Annotated in this window: 16 protein-coding genes; 3 read left to right on the plus strand and 13 right to left on the minus strand. The window is 68.0% G+C overall.

Features of this window, described 5'->3' with window-relative positions:
- The first annotated feature begins 21 nt into the window (after positions 1-21).
- Together JYG32_RS06905 and galU are read left to right on the plus strand one after the other, a co-directional pair.
- On the plus strand, positions 22-2,889 hold the full coding sequence (locus JYG32_RS06905; protein ID WP_213265086.1) for a valine--tRNA ligase: 2,868 nt from the start codon (positions 22-24) through the stop codon (positions 2,887-2,889).
- A gap of 101 nt (positions 2,890-2,990) precedes the next feature.
- Positions 2,991-3,875 carry a UTP--glucose-1-phosphate uridylyltransferase GalU gene (gene galU, locus JYG32_RS06910; protein WP_047900480.1) on the plus strand — a complete coding sequence of 295 codons (885 nt, stop codon included), beginning with the start codon at positions 2,991-2,993 and terminating at the stop codon, positions 3,873-3,875.
- 52 nt (positions 3,876-3,927) lie between these two features.
- Here galU and JYG32_RS06915 read toward each other — a convergent pair whose 3' ends face one another.
- From JYG32_RS06915 to JYG32_RS06945, 7 genes are all read right to left on the minus strand, one after another.
- Positions 3,928-4,542 carry a DUF4136 domain-containing protein gene (locus JYG32_RS06915; RefSeq protein WP_213265087.1) on the minus strand — a complete coding sequence of 205 codons (615 nt, stop codon included), beginning with the start codon at positions 4,540-4,542 and terminating at the stop codon, positions 3,928-3,930.
- A 42-nt stretch (positions 4,543-4,584) separates the two neighbouring features.
- Entirely contained in the window at positions 4,585-6,972 is a 2,388-nt protein-coding gene (locus JYG32_RS06920) for a CHASE2 domain-containing protein (protein ID WP_174383041.1), read from the minus strand.
- A 10-nt stretch (positions 6,973-6,982) separates the two neighbouring features.
- Complete coding sequence (locus JYG32_RS06925; RefSeq protein ID WP_213265088.1) at positions 6,983-8,344, minus strand: FecR family protein; 1,362 nt, start codon at positions 8,342-8,344, stop codon at positions 6,983-6,985.
- Positions 8,341-9,045, minus strand: coding sequence for a response regulator transcription factor (locus JYG32_RS06930; RefSeq protein ID WP_174383040.1), 705 nt, complete (start codon positions 9,043-9,045; stop codon positions 8,341-8,343). Before JYG32_RS06930 ends, JYG32_RS06925 begins: the two co-directional genes overlap by 4 nt.
- Positions 9,046-9,313: 268 nt before the next feature.
- The gene (locus tag JYG32_RS06935) at positions 9,314-9,736 is read right to left on the minus strand and encodes a peptidase (RefSeq protein ID WP_213265089.1); all 423 of its coding nucleotides are present in this window, start codon (positions 9,734-9,736) and stop codon (positions 9,314-9,316) included.
- Positions 9,737-9,964: 228 nt separating this feature from the next.
- Entirely contained in the window at positions 9,965-10,192 is a 228-nt protein-coding gene (locus JYG32_RS06940) for a sulfurtransferase TusA family protein (RefSeq protein WP_006402122.1), read from the minus strand.
- A gap of 114 nt (positions 10,193-10,306) precedes the next feature.
- Positions 10,307-11,242, minus strand: coding sequence for a LysR family transcriptional regulator (locus JYG32_RS06945; protein WP_213265090.1), 936 nt, complete (start codon positions 11,240-11,242; stop codon positions 10,307-10,309).
- A 109-nt stretch (positions 11,243-11,351) separates the two neighbouring features.
- On the opposite strand from JYG32_RS06945, the gene JYG32_RS06950 reads away from it, so the two are divergent.
- Positions 11,352-12,872, plus strand: coding sequence for a CoA-acylating methylmalonate-semialdehyde dehydrogenase (locus JYG32_RS06950; RefSeq protein ID WP_213265091.1), 1,521 nt, complete (start codon positions 11,352-11,354; stop codon positions 12,870-12,872).
- A 57-nt stretch (positions 12,873-12,929) separates the two neighbouring features.
- Here the strand turns inward: JYG32_RS06950 and JYG32_RS06955 are convergent, their stop codons facing one another.
- From JYG32_RS06955 to JYG32_RS06980, 6 genes are all read right to left on the minus strand, one after another.
- Positions 12,930-13,814, minus strand: coding sequence for a MurR/RpiR family transcriptional regulator (locus JYG32_RS06955; RefSeq protein WP_174382975.1), 885 nt, complete (start codon positions 13,812-13,814; stop codon positions 12,930-12,932).
- A 291-nt stretch (positions 13,815-14,105) separates the two neighbouring features.
- Complete coding sequence (locus tag JYG32_RS06960) at positions 14,106-15,278, minus strand: Gfo/Idh/MocA family protein (protein ID WP_174382976.1); 1,173 nt, start codon at positions 15,276-15,278, stop codon at positions 14,106-14,108.
- 48 nt (positions 15,279-15,326) lie between these two features.
- A complete protein-coding gene (locus tag JYG32_RS06965) occupies positions 15,327-16,253 on the minus strand; it encodes a TIM barrel protein (protein WP_213265092.1) in 927 nt (308 codons plus the stop codon).
- A 59-nt stretch (positions 16,254-16,312) separates the two neighbouring features.
- On the minus strand, positions 16,313-17,326 hold the full coding sequence (locus tag JYG32_RS06970; protein WP_213265093.1) for a Gfo/Idh/MocA family oxidoreductase: 1,014 nt from the start codon (positions 17,324-17,326) through the stop codon (positions 16,313-16,315).
- A gap of 60 nt (positions 17,327-17,386) precedes the next feature.
- Positions 17,387-18,298 carry a sugar phosphate isomerase/epimerase family protein gene (locus JYG32_RS06975; RefSeq protein ID WP_213265094.1) on the minus strand — a complete coding sequence of 304 codons (912 nt, stop codon included), beginning with the start codon at positions 18,296-18,298 and terminating at the stop codon, positions 17,387-17,389.
- 43 nt (positions 18,299-18,341) lie between these two features.
- Positions 18,342-19,367: an ABC transporter permease gene (locus JYG32_RS06980; RefSeq protein WP_174382980.1), complete on the minus strand. Its 1,026-nt coding sequence runs from the start codon at positions 19,365-19,367 to the stop codon at positions 18,342-18,344.
- Between the last annotated feature and the right edge of the window lie 4 nt (positions 19,368-19,371).

Consider the following 19,371-nt stretch of genomic DNA (forward strand, 5'->3'; position numbering starts at 1 on the left):
ATATTTCGGCAGATTTCCAACATGAGCGACAACACGCTTGCGAAGAGTTTCGAACCCCACACCATCGAAGCCCAATGGGGGCCGGAGTGGGAAAAACGCGGCCATGCCGCCCCGGCATTCGACCCGTCCCGCCCCGATTTCGCGATCCAGTTGCCGCCGCCGAACGTGACGGGCACGCTGCACATGGGCCACGCGTTCAACCAGACGATCATGGACGGCCTCGCCCGCTACCACCGGATGCTCGGCGAGAACACGCTGTGGGTGCCCGGCACCGACCACGCGGGGATCGCCACCCAGATCGTCGTCGAGCGCCAGCTCGACGCGCAGGGCGTGTCGCGCCACGACCTCGGCCGCGAGAAGTTCGTCGAGCGCGTGTGGGAATGGAAGCAGCAGTCCGGTTCGACGATCACGGGCCAGGTGCGCCGTCTCGGCGCGTCGACCGACTGGTCGCGCGAATACTTCACGATGGACGACAAGATGTCGGCCGCCGTGCGCGACGTGTTCGTCACGCTCCATGAACAGGGCCTGATCTACCGCGGCAAGCGCCTCGTCAACTGGGATCCGGTGCTGCTTACCGCCGTGTCGGATCTCGAAGTCGTCAGCGAAGAGGAAAACGGCCATCTGTGGCACATCCGCTACCCGCTCGTCGACGGCTCGGGCTCGCTGACCGTCGCGACGACGCGCCCCGAGACGATGCTCGGCGACGTCGCGCTGATGGTCCATCCGGAAGACGAGCGCTACGCGCACCTGATCGGCAAGCTCGTCACGCTGCCGCTGACGGGCCGCGAGATCCCGGTGATCGCCGACGACTACGTCGACCGCGAATTCGGCACCGGCGTCGTGAAGGTCACGCCCGCGCACGACTTCAACGACTACCAGGTCGGCCTGCGCCACAACCTCGCACCGATCGAGATCCTGACGCTCGACGCGAAGATCAACGACAACGGCCCCGAGCAGTATCGCGGCCTCGACCGCTTCGACGCACGCAAGGCGATCGTCGCCGACCTCGACGCGCTGGGCTTCCTCGACTCCGTGAAGCCGCACAAGCTGATGGTGCCGCGCGGCGACCGCACGGGCGTCGTGATCGAACCGATCCTGACCGACCAGTGGTTCGTCGCGATGACGAAGCCGGCGCCGGAAGGCACGTTCCACCCAGGCAAGTCGATCACCGAGGTATCGCTCGACGTCGTGCGTGACGGCCAGATCAAGTTCGTCCCGGAAAACTGGACGACCACCTACTACCAGTGGCTCGAGAACATCCAGGACTGGTGCATCTCGCGCCAGCTGTGGTGGGGCCACCAGATCCCCGCGTGGTACGGCGAGAACGGCGAGGTGTTCGTCGCGCGCAGCGAGGAAGACGCGCGCGCGAAGGCCGCCGCACAGGGCTACACGGGCGCGCTGAAGCGCGACGAAGACGTGCTCGACACGTGGTTCTCGTCGGCGCTCGTGCCGTTCTCGTCGCTCGGCTGGCCGAACGAAACGCCTGAACTCTCGCACTTCCTGCCGTCGTCGGTGCTCGTCACGGGTTTCGACATCATCTTCTTCTGGGTCGCCCGGATGGTGATGATGACCACGCACTTCACGGGCAAGGTGCCGTTCCATACCGTCTACATGCACGGCCTGGTGCGCGACGCGGAAGGCCAGAAGATGTCGAAGAGCAAGGGCAACACGCTCGACCCGCTCGACATCGTCGACGGCATCGATCTCGAAACGCTCGTCGCGAAACGCACGACGGGCCTGATGAATCCGAAGCAGGCCGCGACGATCGAGAAAAAGACGCGCAAGGAATTCCCGGACGGCATCCCCGCGTTCGGCACCGACGCGCTGCGCTTCACGATGGCGTCGATGGCAACGCTCGGCCGCAACGTGAACTTCGACCTCGCGCGCTGCGAAGGCTATCGCAACTTCTGCAACAAGCTGTGGAACGCGACGCGCTTCGTGCTGATGAACTGCGAAGGCCACGACTGCGGCAGCGACAAGCCGGAAGTCTGCGGCGCGGGCGACTGCGGCCCCGGCGGCTACCTCGATTTCTCGGCGGCCGACCGCTGGATCGTGTCGCTGCTGCAGCGTACCGAGGCCGACATCGCGAAGGGCTTCGCCGACTACCGCTTCGACAACGTCGCGACCAGCATCTACAAGTTCGTGTGGGACGAGTACTGCGACTGGTATCTCGAACTCGCGAAGGTGCAGATCCAGAACGGCACGCCGGAACAGCAGCGCGCCACGCGCCGCACGCTGCTGCGCGTGCTCGAAACGGTGCTGCGCCTCGCGCACCCGGTCATCCCGTTCATCACCGAGGCGCTCTGGCAGAAGGTCGCGCCGCTCGCGGGCCGCTATCCGCAAGGCAAGGCCGAGGGCGAAGCGTCGCTGATGACGCAGGCGTATCCGGTCGCCAACCTGGCGAAGCTCGACGAGGCGTCCGAGCAGTGGGCGGCCGACCTGAAGGCGATCGTCGACGCGTGCCGCAACCTGCGCGGCGAGATGAACCTGTCGCCGGCGACGAAGGTGCCGCTGCTCGCGGCCGGCGATGCCGAGCGCCTGCGCTCGTTCGCGCCGTACGTCCAGGCGCTCGCGCGCCTGTCGGAAGTGCAGATCCTCGCGGACGAAGCGACGCTCGACAAGGAAGCGCACGGCGCGCCGATCGCGATCGTCGGCCCGAACAAGCTGGTGCTGAAGGTGGAAATCGACGTCGCGGCCGAACGCGAGCGCCTGTCGAAGGAAATCGCGCGCCTCACGGGCGAGCTCGCGAAGTGCAACGCGAAGCTCGGCAACGAGGCATTCGTCGCGAAAGCGCCGCCGGCCGTGGTCGAACAGGAGCAAAAGCGCGTCGCCGAATTCCAGAGCACGCTCGAGAAACTGCGTGCGCAACTCGATCGGTTGCCTGCGTAAAGTTGCCTGCGTAACAAACCGTAAGGCCGTTTGCGTTCAATATAATGCGGACGTGAACATAAGCCGTCTGACAAGTCGATTACAGGGATAAAGGTTCGATCATGTTGAAAGTCACCAAGGCGGTGTTCCCCGTGGCCGGTCTCGGCACACGGTTCCTCCCGGCAACGAAGGCGAGCCCGAAGGAAATGCTGCCGGTCGTCGACAAGCCGCTGATCCAGTATGCGGTCGAGGAAGCGATCGCCGCAGGCATCACCGAGATGATCTTCGTCACCGGGCGCAGCAAGCGCGCGATCGAGGATCATTTCGACAAGTCGTACGAGGTCGAAGCCGAGCTCGAGGCGCGCGGCAAGGAAAAGCTGCTCGAACTCGTGCGCAGCATCAAGCCGAGCCATGTCGACTGCTTCTACGTGCGCCAGCCGGAAGCGCTCGGCCTCGGCCATGCGGTGCTGTGCGCGGAGAAGCTCGTGGCCGACAACCCGTTCGCGGTGATCCTCGCGGACGACCTGCTCGACGGCAACCCGCCCGTGATGAAGCAGATGGTCGACGTGTTCGACCACTATCACAGCTCGGTGATCGGCGTCGAAGAGATCCCGCCGTCGGAGACGAAGTCGTACGGGATCGTCGACGGCAAGGAGTGGGAAGAGTCGATCGTCAAGATGTCGGCGATCGTCGAGAAGCCTGCGCCGGAAGTCGCGCCGTCGAACCTCGGCGTGGTCGGCCGCTACATCCTGAAGCCGCGGATCTTCCAGCACCTGCGCGCGCTGAAGCCGGGCGCGGGCGGCGAGCTGCAGCTCACCGACGCGATCCAGGCGCTGCTCGCCGATGAACAGGTGCTGGCCTACAAGTACCAAGGCACGCGCTACGACTGCGGCAGCAAGCTCGGTTACCTGAAGGCAACGGTCGAATTCGCGCTGCGCCATCCGGAAGTCGCCGCGGAATTCGACGAATACCTGCGCACGCGCGGCGGCGCGCAACCGGCCGCCTGAACGCGGCAAGGGCTCGCCGCGGCGGGCCCGCCCTCACCTCACCGGCCGGCGCTCAGCGCGCTGCGGCCGGCTTCACCGAGACGACGCCCGGCATCCCGCCCGCGTCGTCTTTTTTCGTCTTGACGAGCCAGCCGTCGCCCGCGTCGAACGGCACCTTCGCGAGCGCGCTCTTCACGAGCGCCGGCGCGGCCTGCTGCGAGCCCGGTTCGCGATCGCGCAGCGCGGCCGTCACGCGATAGACGTCGGCGCCCGATTTCGCATCGACGAAACGCAGCGTCAGCACGTGGCGGTACACCGCGCCCGCGAACGGCAGCGCGAGCGGCGACGGCCCGTCGACCGTCACGCACGCACTGCTCGCGGCGCCGCACTGGTCGGCAATGGCCGCGACCGCCGCCGGCTGCGTCGCGTACGCGATCGACAGCCGGTAGCGCGCGTCCTTGAGCGGCTGCGCGTCGAAACCGCGGCGCGCGAGTTCGTCGCGCACGAGCGTCTCGATCTGCCGGTATTCGGCGTCGTTGGCCTGCGCGGCCGTGCGGACAAAATCGTAGCCGTGCGCGCCGGATGCAAACGCATTCGGCTGCCCGACCGCACTCACGCCGCTCGTCATACCGGCGCAGCCCGTCAACAGCGACGCCGCCAGCGCGGCCGCTGCCCATTCCTTTCTCATGGCTTTCCCCAAACCAAATGCCTGCCGTCGTGCCCGGCCCTGTCAGGCGGACGGCTCGTCGATCGCGGGCAACGACACTGTCACCGCAGTGCCGACGCCCACTTCGCTATCGACCGACACGCTGCCCCCATGGCGCGTGACGACCGTCTTCACGAATGCCATGCCGAGCCCGGAACCCGGGATCTCGGGCCGCTCGCCGGCATGGAATCGCTTGAAACGCTCGAACAGATGCCGCTGATCTTCCGGCGCAATGCCGTACCCCTGATCGCGAATCGTACAGAACATCCGCTTCGACGCGTGCTCGACCGTCAGCGTACACGTGATCACGGTGTCGGACGGACTGTATTTGACGGCGTTGTTCAGCAGGTTCACGAACGCGCGCGTGATCAGCGAGCGGTCCGCGCGCACCCAGCACATGCCGGTGCCGACATCGGTGTAGACGCGGATGTGCTTCGCCTGCGCCTGCGGCCATACCTCGTCGCTCGCATCGATCAGCACGTCGACGAGGCTCGTCGCCTCGAGCTGGTACGCCTGCGACTCCGCGCGTGCCAACTGCACGAACTCGTCGGCGAGCGACAGCGCGCGGTGCGCATAGCGCTCGATCCGCGCGAGCAGCGCGCGCATCGCGTCGGTCTCGACGCGGTCGCGCTCGATCTCGACGAGCGCGAGGATCGACGACTGCGGCGAGCGCATGTCGTGCGACAGCAGGTGCAGCGCTTCCTCGCGATGCCGTTCGGCCGCGTGCAGTTCGGTCACGTCGACGAGGCCGGCAATCCAGCCCGTCACGCGGCCCTGCGCGTTCGTGCAAGCGGCGTAGCGTAACAAGTGGTCGAGCCCGTCGCGATCGCGCACCTCGATGCCGCGCGCCATCGCATCGTGCTCGGCCTCGAGCGTCGGGTCGAGCGCGGCCGGCCAGTGCGCGCGGATCGCCGCATCGTGTTCCGCGTTGCCGTCGACGGTCTTCATGAACGTCAGCTCGCCGAGCGCGGTGCGCAGCGGCCGCCCTTCCGGCAGCGGCAGCGCGAGCCGCGACCCGTAGCGCTTCGCCGCATGGTTCGCGATCAGCACGGTGCCGGCCAGGTCGGTCACGAAGATCGGTTCGGGCATGCTGTCGAGACTGTCCCACACGAAGCGCTTCATGTCCTGCACGCGCTGCGCGGCTTGCGCCATCAGCGCCATCTGGCGCTCGAGCACGTCGCCCCCGACGCTGCGCGTGCGCGGCGCCTCGGGCAGCAGGTGCGGCTCGTCGGCGAGCCGCTGCAGCTCGCGGCGCAGGTACGACATCGTCATTTCGAGGCGCCGCCAGTTCCAGATCGGGTAGACACCGATCAGCCCGAAGATCGCCGGCGCCGGCGACAGCCAGATGCGCGCCTCGAACAGCAGCGCCGTGCTCGCAACGACGGCGAGCGCGGCGAGGCTCAGCGTCAGCAGCAGCGCGCGCCACGGCGACAACATCAGGAAGCCGCCCAGCAGCACGGCGAGCGGCAGCAGCGACGCGGCGAACAGCCCCGCGCGCGACGCGGGCGAGATCGCGCTGCCGGTAGCCAGCATGTCGAGCACGTTGGCATGGATATACACGCCGGCGAGCGGGCCGAAATCGCCGGACACGGGCGTTGCGAAGCGGTCGTACAGCCCCGACGCGGTCACGCCGACGACGACGATCTTGCCGCGCAGCGCGTCGGGCTTCGCGCGCCCTTCGAGCACGTCGTCGAACGACAGCGTCGGATACGCGGGCGTGTTGCGGCTGAACGGGATCAGGTAGCGGCCCTCGCCGGCCGCGTCGCGCGCCAGGTCGTGCGCGTTCGCGCCCGGCGCGCCGCCGACCGGATGCAGCCGGCCGGCCTGGATCGCGCGATAGACGGGCACCATCAGTTGCGGCCAGCGCACGCGGCCGTCGCTTTCGAACAGCGCGACGCTGCGCACGATGCCGTCGCGATCGACTTCGAGGTTGATGTGACCGAGCCCCGTCGCGCGCGCCGCGAGCGCGGCCACCGGCGGATCGACGGTACGCGTGCCGTCCGCCTGCTCGGGGCTCAGCAGCACGGGCAGGAAGGTCGGCACGCGGCTCATTGCGTCCGCGAACGCGCGATCCTCCGGCGACGGTTCGGTGAACAATACGTCGTAGACGACGGCGGCCGGCTGCGCGCGCGCCAGCGTGTCGAGCAGCCGCGCATGCACGTCGCGCGACCACGGCCAGCGGCCGAGCGCCGACACGCTCTGGTTGTCGATGTCGACGACGACCACGTCGGGCGATAGCGGCAGGCTGCGCAGCATCAGCAACCGGTCGTAGATCAGCCCGTCGACGCTCGACGACAGGCGGCCGAGCGCACACGCGAGGATCACTGCGATCCCGAGGCAGCCGATCGCGATCCATTCGATCAGGAAGCGGCGGCCGAGGTGCCGCCGTGGGGAAACGGAGTCGGGTTTCATGCGTCGCGGGTCAGCGCGACAGCGTGAACGCGCCAACCGGACTGGTCTTCTCGTAGAACTTGCCGCCTTCGAACTCCTCGACGGTCACCGCCCAGAAATAATCGCCCGGCGGCAGGTGTGCGACGGTGATCTGGCGCGCGTGCAGGCCGACCTGGTCGACGACCGGCGCGCTCAGGTCCTTCGAGCGCGACAGCACGAACCGGTAGCGCGCATCCTTGCCCGAACCGTTCGGGGTCCAGCGGAATTCGTAGCCGCCGGCGCCGGGCGACGCGCTCGCATCGAGCCCCATCACGCGGCGTTCGAACGCATAGGTGCGCGGCAGCCCCTCGAGGCCGTTGGCGTCGATCGCGGCAATTCGTACAAAGTAGTTCCCGTTCGGCACGTCGCGGAAGACCGCGCGCGGCGAATCGGTGCGCGTTTCGCGGAACAGGTCGAGCAGCCCCGCATCGTGCGCGAGCTGCACGCGGTACGCATGCGCCTGCGCGAGCGGCGCGACGTCGAACGCGACGTCGGGCTCGTCCTGAACCTTGTCGGGATGCGCGAGCGCCGGCGCCGCCAGCAGCTCGACGGGCGCACCGACCGCGCCGGACGACGTCGCGACGCTGCCGAAGTTCGCATGCACGAGCGTCGGGTCGACCGGCTGCCGGTTGCCCGCGACGCCGACGGTGCCGTCGAGCACTTCGACGCGCGTCGACGCATTGCCGACCGCGTCGTAGTTCACGCGAAAACGCGTGCCGCGCACGCCGGCCACGACCGACGGCGAGCGGATCTGGAAGCGGTCGTCGCGTTTCTTCAGATGGGTGACATCGCTGTCGACCGAGCCGCGCGTGAGTACGAACTCGCGATCGAGCGTGCCGGTCAGCACGGTGCGGCGCAGCGCCTTCAGGTCGAGCTGGCTGTCGGGCGGCAGGCTCATGTGCGTGCCGTCGGCAAGCTCGAGCGTCACGAAGCCGTTCGCGCCCGTGCGCACGCGATCGCCCTCGACGAGCGTCGCATCGTTCGCAAGCGGCGCGTAAGCATCGCCGGACGCGCGCTCGGCCGCGCCCTGCACCGCGACGACGCGTGCGGTCAGCTTTTCCTTGCGCAGGCGCGCGACCGGCAGCTTCAGCGCGACGCCGGGTTGCAGGCGCTTCGGCGCCGGCACGCCGTTGATCTGCTGGAGCAGTTGCCAGTCGTCCGCGCCCTGCAGGTAGCGTGCGGCAACGTCGTACAGCGTGTCGCCGGCCTGCGTGCGGTAGACGACCATCTTGCCCGCGGCAGCGGGCGGCTGTGCAGCCGCATGCTGCGCGGCGAACGCAAACGCGACCGCGCAGGCCGTGCGCAGCGCCATCGTGCGCAGGGTTGCCGTGCGCGGCGTGATTCCCGCGGTCACTCCGGTTCTCCCTGGCCGACCCGTTCGAGCCGGTAGCCGTAGCCGTAGATCGGCGCGAGGCGATAGCCGTTTTCGGGCCGCAGGCCGAGCTTGGAGCGCAGCATCGAGATGTGCGTATCCATCGTGCGCGACGGGATGTCGGTCGCCTGCTTCCACACGAGATCGAGAATGTGCGCACGCGACAGCGGCCGGTCGAGATGCTGGAACAGCAGCAGCGCGAGCTCGAATTCCTTCTGCGTCAGGCTCACGGGCTTGTCGCCGACGTAGGCCTGCTTCAGGTTCACGTCGAAACGGAACTGGTCGAATTCGCGAACGGTCGCCTCGGCGTTGACCGGATACGCGCGGCGCAGCAGCGAGCCGATGCGCGCGCGCAGGATCGGGCCCGACACCGGCTTGACCACGTAGTCGTCGGCGCCGGCGTTGAGGATCTGCGTGATCCCCGCCTCGTCGTCGCGGCTCGTCATGAAGATGATCGGCAGGCTGTGCTCGGTCTGGTTGGCGCGCACCCACTTGAGCACTTCCTCGCCGGACATGTCGGGCACGTTCCAGTCGAGCACCAGCAGATCGAACGTCTCGCGCTGCAGACGCTTCTTCAGGGCCTTGCCTTCCTTGAACGAATAGCACGTATGGCCAACGGCCGTCAGCGTTTGACTGACAAAATCCGTCTGGGCCGGATCGTCATCCAGTACAGCAATTCTCATAGCACCCCGCAAATCGAAATCGATTCGTCCAGTTCAGCTCTCCACCGCCACCCCGCCGCGCAGCACGCGCGCGGCTTCCGGATACCGGCCGGCGAGCCGTCGTTCGCCGCTCGCGCCACCTGCGCAAACCGGCGACCCCGGCAAAATATCTCAAAAACGGGGCGCGGACGAATCGGCGATTTCACCATAGTAGTATGAAATTCGCCAAGAAATTGCGCGGACTACCGTTCTTTCTTCGAATAATCCTTCCCGTCGCGCAATCCGACGCCTAATCGACGCCCGCGATGCCGGCCACCGGCTCGGCGAACTCGTCGGCCGGCAGGTGCCGCGACAGCGCCGGTTGCGCAAGCATCCGCTGCAACTGGCCGCGCACGCGCTCCCATGCGGCGGCCGCGTAGTCCGGCTGGCCCGCTGCCCATGCCTGCGCCAGATCGAACACACGCTCGATCGTCGCACCGCAATAGGTCGGGCCCGAGCCGTCATCCTGCGCGGCATCGCGCAGCCGTTCGTCGAGCCACTCGGCCAGCCACGGCATCTCGGCCGCGGCCGAATCCGCGTAGGCCTCCAGCGCGGCACGCGCGTGGCGATCCTGTTTCGGATCGAGCTCGATACGGCTCAATTCCGACCTGCGCTCGGACGCAATGCATTCCGCTCCGGACGGACTTCGTAGGGTCCCTGGTCTGAAGGACATGTCCTCTCCCCGTTGTACGACGGTAGCGCCAGGCATGGCCCCCGTGCCTGCCGTACGACGTACCGTGGCCGGCGCCTCCGCTGGGAGCGGACGACCGGCCGGGTCAGTATACGCAGCCGGTCACGAAGCGAGGTTTAAGAATTGTCAGAGGCTCGACCGGCCGGCGCCGGGCGTTGCCGGCCCGTGCACCGCGAGCGGACGCCGCGGCCGGGCGCGCGAGGCGGGCCGTCAGCGGCGGCGCATCAGGAACACGAAGGTCTTGTCCTGCGTCGTCGATTCGACGATCTCGTTGCCCGTCTGCTTCGCGAACGCGGCGAAATCGCGCTGCGAGCCCGGATCGGTCGCGAGCACCTTGAGGATCTGCCCGCTTTCCATATCGGCAAGCGCTTTCTTGGCACGCAGGATCGGCAACGGGCAATTGAGCCCGCGCGCGTCCACTTCCTTGTGAATCTGCATCGGCTGTCGACCTTCGAATGTCGCGCCACATGCGGCGCGGGAGGAAGCCGCGATTTTACCGCAGCGCAGCGCCGCCCGCCCGGGCAGCCCACGGCCCGGCGCTGCGGACCGGTGTCACGCGCCTGAGAAGCCGCCCGCGAGCCGTTCGCGCAGGTGCCGCACGAGCGCGCGCACCGCGCTCGGCACGACCGGGCTGTACGGGCGGATCGCGAAGATGTGGTCGCCGAACGCGCCTGATGGCCGCCAGCCGTCGAGCAGCGCGACGAGCCGGCCGGCGTCGAGATCGCGCCGCGCGCTGAAATCCGGCAGCAGCGCGATGCCGAGCCCGCCGAGCGCGGCCTCGCGCATCGCCTCGCTGTTGTTCGCCGCGAAACTGCCGCGCACCGGCACGCTCACGCGCTGGCGCCGCCGGCCGTCCGGCTCGAAGCTCCACGCGGCCGGTTCGTTGTCGCGCAGGTAGCACAGGCAACTGTGGTCGACGAGTTCGCTCGGGTGCCGCGGCGCGCCGCGCGCGTCGAGATAGCCGCGGCTCGCGACGAGCAGCGAGCGCGTATCGCACAGCTTCCACGCGACGTGGGTCTGCGGCGCGGTGGTCGTATGGCGGATCGCGAGATCGAAGCCCTCCTGCGTCAGCGAATGCAGCCGGTCCGACAGGTCGAGCTCGATGTGCACGCCCGGATGCTGCCGCAGGAAATCGGGCAGGTGCGGCACGACCTGCTGGCGCCCGAGCGCGACCGGCGCCGTCACGCGCAGCAGGCCGCGCGGCTCGCCGGCCAGGTCCTTCACGCGCGCGAAATGCTGCCCGATCGACTCGAACGCGTCGCGCGTGCTGTCGACGAGCGTCTGGCCCGCATCGGTGAGCCGCACGCTGCGCGTCGTACGGCGCACGAGCGGCACGCCGGCCGCCTTTTCGAGATCGGCGATGCGCTGGCTCATCGCGGCCTTGCTGATGCCGAGCCGCTGCGCGGCGGCCGTGAAACTGCCGGCCGCGGCCAGTACCGTCAGCGAATGGATATGCGGCCAGAGCGCCTGGACATTTTGCTGATTCATCCATCGATTATTCAGAATTCTGAACAGTGAATCAAGTTTCGCGGCCTTCTCCCGCCCTGCCGGTTTCCCTAGACTAGGTTCCGTTCCCCCTCATCCCCCAGGAGACACGATGAATCCGGTTCCCGCGTACACGTCCGACGCCGACGTCGGCCACTATGTCGACGGCGCGCCCGTTGCAGGCCGCAGCGGCCGTTTCCAGGACGTCCTCAACCCGTCGCTCGGCCGCGCGGTGCGCCGCGTGGCGCTCGCCGACGACAGCGAAGTGCAGCAGGCCGTCGCCTCCGCCCACGCCGCGTTCCCGGCCTGGGCCGCGACGCCGCCGATCCGCCGCGCGCGCGTGCTGCACCGCTTCCTGCAACTGATGAACGAGCACCGCGACACGCTCGCGGCGATCATCACGGCCGAGCACGGCAAGGTGTTCTCCGACGCGCAGGGCGAAGTCGCGCGCGGCATCGACATCATCGAATTCGCGTGCGGCGTGCCGCAGCTCCTGAAGGGCGACTTCACCGACCAGGTCAGCACCGGCATCGACAACTGGACGATGCGCCAGCCGCTCGGCGTCGTCGCGGGCATCACGCCGTTCAACTTCCCGTGCATGGTGCCGTGCTGGATGTTCCCGGTCGCGATCGCGACGGGCAACACGTTCGTGCTGAAGCCGAGCGAGCGCGATCCGTCGGCGGCGCTGTTCATCGCCGACCTGCTCACGCAGGCCGGGCTGCCGGCCGGCGTGTTCAACGTCGTGCAGGGCAACAAGGACGCGGTCGACGCGTTGCTCGACCACCCGGACGTGCAGGCTGTCAGCTTCGTCGGCTCGACGCCGATCGCGGCCTACGTGCAGCAGCGCGCGGTGCAGTCCGGCAAACGCGTGCAGGCGCTCGGCGGCGCGAAGAACCACCTCGTCGTGATGCCCGACGCGAACATCGAGCAGGCGGTCGACGCGCTGATCGGCGCCGCGTATGGCTCTGCCGGCGAGCGCTGCATGGCGATCAGCGTCGCGGTGCTGGTCGGCGACGTCGCGGACAAGATCGTGCCGGCGGTCGCCGAGCGCGCGCGCAAGCTGGTGATCGGCGACGGCATGTCGCCGGAAGTCGAGATGGGCCCGATCGTCACCGGCGAAGCGCTGAAGCGCATCGAAGGCTATATCGAGCAAGGCGTGAGCGAAGGCGCGCAACTGGTGGTCGACGGGCGCGGGCTGCGCGTGCCGGGCCGCGAGGCCGGCTTCTTCACCGGCGGCACGCTGTTCGATCACGTGACGCCCGACATGCGGATCTACCGGGAAGAAATCTTCGGGCCTGTGCTCGGCTGCGTGCGCGTGAAGGATTTCGGCGAAGCGGTCGACCTGATCAACGCGCACGAGTTCGGCAACGGCGTGTCGTGCTTCACGAGCGACGGCGGCATCGCGCGCGAATTCGCACGGCGCATCCAGGTCGGGATGGTCGGCATCAACGTGCCGATTCCGGTGCCGATGGCATGGCACGGCTTCGGCGGCTGGAAGAAGAGCCTGTTCGGCGACATGCACGCGTACGGCGAGGAAGGCGTGCGCTTCTACACGCGCCAGAAGTCGGTGATGCAGCGCTGGTCGTCGAGCATCGGCAAGGGTGCCGAATTCGCGATGCCGACCGCGAAGTAAGCCGGCCGGTGCTCCGCCCGCCGGTCGGTCAGGCGGGCGGTGCGCCGGCAAAACGCGTCAGCCGGCTTTCGTGCCGTGCGCGCCGTCGGCGGTCGGCAGGTACGACAGCTCGAGCCGGTACGCGAGCGCGACGAACAGGCTCTGCGCGAGGCCCATCGTGGCCGTCAGCGCGCGGAACCCGAACGTCTCGCTGTCCTGCACCATCAGCGTCACCTCGGCCTCCCGCGCGAGCGGGCTCATCCGGCTGTCGGTGATCGCGATCAGGCGCGCGCCGCGCTGCACGGCCTGCTGCGCGACCTGCACGGTCTCGTCCGCATACGGCATGAACGAGATGACGATCATCACGTCCCCCTTGCGCACCGACCGGATCTGCCCGAGATGCATGCTGCCGAGCGCGCTGAACAGCCCGATGCGCTTGTCGGTGTGCTGCAGCGCATAGTCGAGATACACGGCGATCGGAAACGCGCGCCGCGAGCCGGCGATCCAGATCGCCTGCGTGTCGGCGAGCAGGTCGACGGCCTGCGCGAGCGCCTGCGGGTCGAGCGTCTGCCGCAACTGCTGCATCCCGGCAATGCTGCCCTTGATGAATTCGTCGGCGATCTGCTCGGGCTGCAGGCTCGACGAACCCGATTCGATCACGTCGCGCAGCCGCAGGTTGTACGCGCGCCCCGGCGCGATCTGCTGCGCGAGCCCTTCGCGGAACAGCCGCTGCATCTCGGAGAAGCCGGAGAAACCGAAATGCTTCGCGAAGCGCACGACGGCCGACGGCTGGACGCCGCACGCTTCCGCGAGCGACTGGATGCCTTCCAGGCCAAGCTGATCCCGATGCGTTTCCACGTGGCGCGCAATGACCTTCAGGCGATTGCTGAGGCCGTCGTACTCCTGCGTCAGATGCTGCAGGAACTGCTCGACGGTGGCGGGAGGATTCTCGGATGAACTCATCGGATGGCGCGAAGTTGACGGCCCCGATGCGCGCGCGATGCTGACGGACGCGGCCCGGGGCTCACCTGGATACATGCGTGAAGGGCGAATTTAATCACGTTTGCGGCACGGCCCGCGCCGCGCGTTCGCTCCCACGCGCTCGATCATCACTTGCACACGCTCCACGGCAAGACTGGAAACGATTGTCCAACGCTCGCGCGGCGTCGTAAAGATTAGGGCGTCTACCGAGTCTACCGAGGCCGACGGCCGGCGCAAAGCGGCGCGCAGCGCGCCGCAGCCGGCCTGCCCTGCTCAACGATAATCGACCCACACGCCGCCCGCATCGGCGGAACGCACGCAGTTCTCGACCCATCGGACGCCCTCGACGCCCGCATGGACGTCCGGAAAGCGGATCCCCTTCAACGCCGCGGTGTCGCCGCGATCGGCCGCATCCATCGCGAACGCGAAGCGCGCATAGAGATTGGACCAGGCCTCGAACAGCCCTTCCGGATGCCCGGCGCCGATGCGATCCTCGCGCAATGCGTTCGGATGCAGGTAGCCCATCCCGCGATCGAGCACCTGCGCAGGCTGCCCCTGCACTTCGTAGCGCAACTGGTTCGGATGCTCGTCCCACCATTCGACGCTCGCCTTCGAACCGATCACGCGCACCTTCTGGCTATGCATCGAGCCCGCGTTCACCGCGCTCGACCACACGTAGCCGACCGCGCCCGTGTCGTATTCCATGATCGTGAACGCGTTGTCCTCGAGCGGCGCGCGGCTCTTCACGAAGCTCTGCCGCGAACACATCAGCCGCCGGATCTTCAGCTCGGGCGCCATCACCTCGGAGATGTACAGCGGATGCGTGCCGATGTCGCCGAGCACGTAACTCGGGCCCGCGAACTTCGGATCGACGCGCCAGCGCGCGGCCGCGCTCGCGGCCTCGACGCCTTCGCTGTGGAAACCGTGCGCGAACTGCATCTGCACGATGCGGATCTCGCCGAGATCGCCGCGCGCGATCATCTCGCGCGCCTGTTCGATCATCTGGTGACCCGAATAGCCGTACGCGACGCCGACGATCCGGTTCTTCTCGACCGACAGGCGCTGCAACGTCTCGGCTTCGTCGGTCGTGAAGCACAGCGGCTTCTCGCAGACCACGTGCAGCCCCGCGTTCAGCGCGGCGCGGCAGATCTCGAAGTGCGTGTTGTTCGGTGTCGCGATCGACACCGCGCGAATGCCGTCCGGGCGGCGTGCCTCGGCAGCGAACATCGTCGCGTAGTCGGGATAGCAGCGCTCGGCCGCGACGCCGAGCTTCACGCCGAACTGGCGGCCGCGTTCGGGATCGATGTCGAACGCGCCGGCGACCAGCTCGAAGCTGCCGTCGCGCAACGCAGCCGACCGGTGGCTGTAGCCGATCTGGCTGCCGAGCCCGCCGCCGACCATGCCCCAGCGAATCGAGTGTCCAAGCAGAATCTGTCCGTCAATCATGATGGTGGTGTTCCTGGTCCGTGTTCAGAGGTTCGGTGGTACGGGTGATCAGGCGAAACCGGCCGACGCGAGAAACGCGCGGCTCGCGGCGACATCGTGCAGGCTCGTGCCGGCATTGCGCGGGTCGCGCTCCTGCTCGATCGTGATGTAGCCCGCGTAGCCGATGTCGTCGAGCGCGTGCCGGATCGACCGGTAGTCGAGCACGCCGGTGCCGATCGGGCACATCACGCCGCGCGCGCATGCGGCAAAGAACGCGATGTGCTCGCCCATCACCGCGTCGTACACGGCCGCGTCGATATCCTTGAAATGCACGTAGTCGAGGCGCGCCGCATGGCGGCGCAGCCAGGTCTCCGGATCCATGCCCGAGTAATGCAGGTGGCCCGTATCGAGACAGAGGCCGACCGTGTCGGCCGGCAGGTCGGCGACGATCCGGTCGATCTCGTCCGCGAACTCGATGTAGCCGCCCGCATGCGGATGAATCACCGCGCGCACGCCGAACGCGTCGCGCGCGATCGTCGCGATCTGCCGGATGTGCTCGACCATGCGCGCCCAGCGTTCGCCGGACAGCCGCGGCGCGCGATCGGCGTGGCCGGCCGCGTAATCGCGTTCTTCGTGCCCCCAGTCCATCACGACCAGGTACGGCGCCGCGTAGCGCTGGCCGTCCTGCGTCGGCAGCTTCGGCAGCCGCGTGATCAGCGCGCAGATCTCGCGCGTCTGGCGCAGCAGGTTCGGCAGGTTCTCCGGCGCCACGAGATCGTCGAAGATCGTGCCGGCGGTGATGCTCAGGCGCTGCCGATCGAGCTCCGCGCTCACCACGTCGAGTTCGAGCGGGATATAGCCGTACGGCCCGAGCTCGATGCCCGAGTAGCCGGCTTGCGCGGCCTCGGCGAGCACCTGCCGCCACGGCGGCAGGTGCGGGTTCTTCACGTCGTCGACACCCCAGCAGCACGGTGCGCAACCCATCTTCATCGTCATGTCGGTCAGTCCGGCAGGTAGGCGGCGCACGGCCGCATGCGTGGCGACGCGGCCACGGTTCAGCCGCGATAGAACGCGGGGCGCTCGGCCATCGCGATCGGCTCGACCGCACCGCTCTGTTGCGCACGCACGCACGCGTCGGCCGCGACCGCCGCCGCGTAGCCGTCCCAGGCCGACGGGCCCGTCAACGCACCCTGCCGCACGCCGTCGACGAACGCCTGCAGCTCGACGTCGTACGACGCGATGAAGCGCTCCTTCCAGTCGGTCATGATCTCGACCGCATCGCGCGCCGCGCGCTTGACCGCGACGGCCGGCGGATCGGGCAGCTTCGCGATGCCCTGCTCGCCGACCACCTCGCACTGGATGTCGTAGCCGTACTGACAATTGACGAAGATCTCGACGTCGATGCGCACGCCGCTCGCGGTTTCCAGCAGCACGATCTGCGGATCGGCGAGATGCACGGACGCATGGCGCGTCTTTTTCGGATAGACGACCTGCGCGCTCGCGTAATCCTCGCCGAGCAGCCAGCGCAGCACGTCGAGCTCGTGGATCAGCGTGTCGGTGATCGCCATGTCGGTCGTGTAGCGCTCGCCGACCGACTGGTTGCGGTGCGCACAATGCAGCATCAGCGGCGCGCCGATGTCGCCGCTGTCGATCACGCGCTTCAGCGCGCGATAGCCTTCGTCGTACGGCCGCATGAAGCCGACCTGCACGAGCCGTTTGCCGTGCGCGACTTCCGCTTCGACGATCCGCATGCAGCCTTCGGCCGTTACGGCGAGCGGCTTCTCGCAGAACACGGGCTTGCCGTGCGCGATCGCGTCGAGCACGAACGCTTCGTGGGTCGGCCCCCACGACGTGACGAGCACGGCCTGCACGTCGGCAGCCGCGACCACTTCATGGCCATCGCCGTAGATCTCGGCATCGAGCCCGAACTTCGACACCGCGTCGCGCGCCTGCTGCGGATCGATGTCGTTGACGGCCACCACGCGCGCGCCGGACAGCGTGCGGGTCAATCTGCGGATATGGTCCTGGCCGATCGCGCCGCAGCCGATCACGCCGATTTGCAAGGTCATCTAGGGGTCTCCAGTCGTTTCATCAGCGGCGCGGCCCGTGCCGCGCCGGTCAGCAATCGGTCAGCGCGCCGTGCGATCGAAATGACGATCGACGTAGTGCTGGATCGTGTCGCGCATGTAGCGCGACGACGCTTCCGCGCGGTCCTCCCACGCGAACACGCACGACGACATCACGCCGTCGAAGCCCGCGGCACCGAGCGCGCGAAAAAAAACGTCCCAGTCGATCTCGCCCTGCCCGATGTCGAGATGCTGGTGCACGCGGATCTGGTTCGAGCCCGGCGGGTTCACGATGTAGCGAAGCTGGCTGCTCTTGCGGTGGTCGAAGGTGTCGGCCACGCGCACGTGCGCGAGGATCGGCGCGGCCTGCGCGATCATCGCGGCCATGTCGTCGCCGTAGTAGAACGTATGCGGCGCGATATACGACAGCTTCAGCGACGGCGAGCCGAGGTTCGTCACGATGTCGATCGCCGGCTGCAGCTGCTCGATCCAGTCCTCCGGATGCGGCTCGACCGACAGCACGATGCGTTCGCGTTCGAGCATCGGCAGTAGCTCGTCCATCGACCGGTACCACGCGGCTTCGCACAGCTCGTTCGGGTTCGCGCCCGGCCGCTCGCCGACCGAGCGCTCCGGCGACGCGCCGCGCCCGAACTCGGACACCATCAGCGCGCACTCCATCTCGACCGCGACCTCGATCGCCTTCTTCCAGCAGCGCACGGCCCATAACCGCTCGTCCTCGAACGGGCTCGCCCAGCGGTACATCGGCTGCAGCGACGCGAGGCCGACGCCGCTCGCGCGCAGCGCGTGGCGGAACGCGGTCATGCGCTCGCGCGTCGCGCGCGGCATCACCCACCAGTCGAGGAAATCGCTGCGTGGCGACAGCTCGATCTGGTCGTAGCCGAGCTCGGCCACCGCGTGCGGCAGGCGGTCGAGCGGCAGGTGGCGAATCATGTACGGGTCCAGCGCGATCTTCATCAGGCATCCTTGGCGATATCGGATTCCGGTCGGACAGGCAGGGTCAGCGACGCGTCTTCTTGTTGCGATACTGGTCGGCGATCACGGCCGCGACGATGATCGCGCCCTTGACCATCTCCTGGTAATACGCGTCGATGCGGATGAACGTGAAGCCCGACGTCATTACGCCGAGGATCAGCACGCCGATCACGGTGCCCGTCACGCGGCCGAGGCCGCCCGACAGCGACGTGCCGCCGATCACGACCGCGGCGATCGCGTCGAGCTCGTACATCACGCCCATGCCCGACTGGCCCGAGATCGCGCGCGCGGCCGTCACGGTGCCGGCGATCCCGCTCAGGAGGCCCGCGATCGCGTAGACGAAGATCAGGTGACGCGTGACGTTGATGCCCGACACGACGGCCGCGTGGCGGTTCGCGCCGATCGCGTAGGTGTACTTGCCGAAGCGCGTGTAGCGCAGCACGACGTGGAAGATCGCGGCGATCACGAGAAAGATGATCACCGGATTGGCACCTGCGCCGATGGCCGCGAACGGGTCGGTCAGCATCGACACCGGCATCCCGTTGGTGAACCATTTCGCGAACCCGCGTGCGGCGACCATCGTGCCGAGCGTCGCGATGAACGGCGGGATGCCGGTCAGCGCGATCAGCGAGCCGTTGAGCAACCCGACCAGCAGCCCGACGCACACGCCGGCCAGCACGGGCCAGATGATCGGCAGGTCGGTCAGGTGCGGGAACACCGCGCGCGGGAAGTCGGACACCTGCGCGAGGCTCGCCGACACGACGGCGGCCGCCGCGACGACCGACCCCGACGACAGGTCGATCCCGCTGGTGATGATCACGAGGTTCACGCCGACCGCGATGATGCCGATCACGGCCATCTGCAGCACGATGATCTCGAGCCGCTCGGCGTTGAACAGGAAGCTCTGGCCGACGACGATCCAGCCGACGATCTCGAAAAACAGGCTGATGCCGACCAGCACGAGAAAGATGCTCAGCTCGGGCGGCCACTTCGTGTGCCGCGCCTTGATTGTCATGGTCTGCGCATCCGCGACCGGATTCAGGTTGCCCATTTCA

The organism is Burkholderia pyrrocinia (assembly GCF_018417535.1).
Taxonomy (GTDB): Bacteria; Pseudomonadota; Gammaproteobacteria; order Burkholderiales; family Burkholderiaceae; genus Burkholderia; species Burkholderia pyrrocinia_E.

Coding starts and splice junctions, on each gene's coding strand:
- JYG32_RS06940 (WP_006402122.1), bottom strand. CDS start 10,192: ATGCAGATTCACAAGGAAGTGGACGCGCGCGGGCTCAATTGCCCGTTG.
- JYG32_RS06905 (WP_213265086.1), top strand. CDS start 22: ATGAGCGACAACACGCTTGCGAAGAGTTTCGAACCCCACACCATCGAA.
- galU (WP_047900480.1), top strand. CDS start 2,991: ATGTTGAAAGTCACCAAGGCGGTGTTCCCCGTGGCCGGTCTCGGCACA.
- JYG32_RS06920 (WP_174383041.1), bottom strand. CDS start 6,972: ATGAAACCCGACTCCGTTTCCCCACGGCGGCACCTCGGCCGCCGCTTC.
- JYG32_RS06950 (WP_213265091.1), top strand. CDS start 11,352: ATGAATCCGGTTCCCGCGTACACGTCCGACGCCGACGTCGGCCACTAT.
- JYG32_RS06980 (WP_174382980.1), bottom strand. CDS start 19,367: ATGGGCAACCTGAATCCGGTCGCGGATGCGCAGACCATGACAATCAAG.
- JYG32_RS06955 (WP_174382975.1), bottom strand. CDS start 13,814: ATGAGTTCATCCGAGAATCCTCCCGCCACCGTCGAGCAGTTCCTGCAG.
- JYG32_RS06915 (WP_213265087.1), bottom strand. CDS start 4,542: ATGAGAAAGGAATGGGCAGCGGCCGCGCTGGCGGCGTCGCTGTTGACG.
- JYG32_RS06960 (WP_174382976.1), bottom strand. CDS start 15,278: ATGATTGACGGACAGATTCTGCTTGGACACTCGATTCGCTGGGGCATG.
- JYG32_RS06970 (WP_213265093.1), bottom strand. CDS start 17,326: ATGACCTTGCAAATCGGCGTGATCGGCTGCGGCGCGATCGGCCAGGAC.
- JYG32_RS06945 (WP_213265090.1), bottom strand. CDS start 11,242: ATGAATCAGCAAAATGTCCAGGCGCTCTGGCCGCATATCCATTCGCTG.
- JYG32_RS06965 (WP_213265092.1), bottom strand. CDS start 16,253: ATGACGATGAAGATGGGTTGCGCACCGTGCTGCTGGGGTGTCGACGAC.
- JYG32_RS06930 (WP_174383040.1), bottom strand. CDS start 9,045: ATGAGAATTGCTGTACTGGATGACGATCCGGCCCAGACGGATTTTGTC.
- JYG32_RS06975 (WP_213265094.1), bottom strand. CDS start 18,298: ATGAAGATCGCGCTGGACCCGTACATGATTCGCCACCTGCCGCTCGAC.
- JYG32_RS06935 (WP_213265089.1), bottom strand. CDS start 9,736: ATGTCCTTCAGACCAGGGACCCTACGAAGTCCGTCCGGAGCGGAATGC.